Here is an 813-nt window from a genome sequence, read left to right on the forward strand (position 1 = left end):
GCGCTGACCTGGCCGATGAGGGCGCCCGCAGGCACCAGCTCGGGCAGCATGGCGGCGGTGATCGGCATGGCCTGCCATTTCCAGTCGTGTTTGGGAGCCCAGCAGCCCTTTTTGTAGTCAAACGGGATGTAACCCACCTGCGCGGCCACCGAATCAACAAAGCGGCCGGTAAAGCGGTAGTTGAGGTAGCCCGACAGCAGCAGGTATTTGTCGGTGTTGGCCCAGAGCTCAGGCTGGTGCTGCGCGATCCAGTTGGCCTCGGCTTCGCGTTGAAAAAAGCGCACGGTCTCACGCATGCCGATGGCGCGAAAGGCGGCGTCCCACCACCACGCCAACTTGGGCAACTGGTCGGCGCGGCGCTGGTCGAGCCAGATCATGGCCGGGCGCAAGGGCTGGCCCTGCTTGTCCAGCGCGATGGTGGTGCCGCGCTGGGTGGTGATGACCACGCCCGCAATGGCGCTCTTGGGCACGCTGGTGATGGCCCACAGGCGCTGGCAAGCGTCGCACAGGGCTTGCCAGAAGGCCTCGGGGTCGTTCTCCATCCAGCCCGGCTGCGGTGACTGGTAGCTGGTGAGGGTGACCTGCGCCTTGTCCACCAGATTGCCTTGCAAATCAAAGAGCAGGGCGCGCACGCTCTGGGTGCCGTTGTCGATGGCGAGAAGGTAGGTCTTGCTCATGGGTGCCCAATCAGTTGAAGGTGGGGTCGGGCGCTTGATAGTGTGCGGCAATCAGCGCGCGGTAGCGCTCGATCTCGGTTTGCCATTGGGTATCGCTCCACAGCAAATGCGGCGTGCACAGCGACCGGATGCGCGC

At 64.5% G+C, this 813-nt stretch carries 1 protein-coding gene; it reads right to left on the reverse strand.

Going from position 1 to position 813, the window contains the following annotated elements; all coding sequences use genetic code 11:
• The coding region (locus tag B3V69_RS15935) for a xylulokinase (protein ID WP_296447992.1) at positions 1-677 on the reverse strand (677 nt) is incomplete at its 3' end.
• Between the last annotated feature and the right edge of the window lie 136 nt (positions 678-813).

This window comes from Rhodoferax sp. UBA5149, from assembly GCF_002413825.1.
GTDB lineage: Bacteria > Pseudomonadota > Gammaproteobacteria > Burkholderiales > Burkholderiaceae_C > Rhodoferax.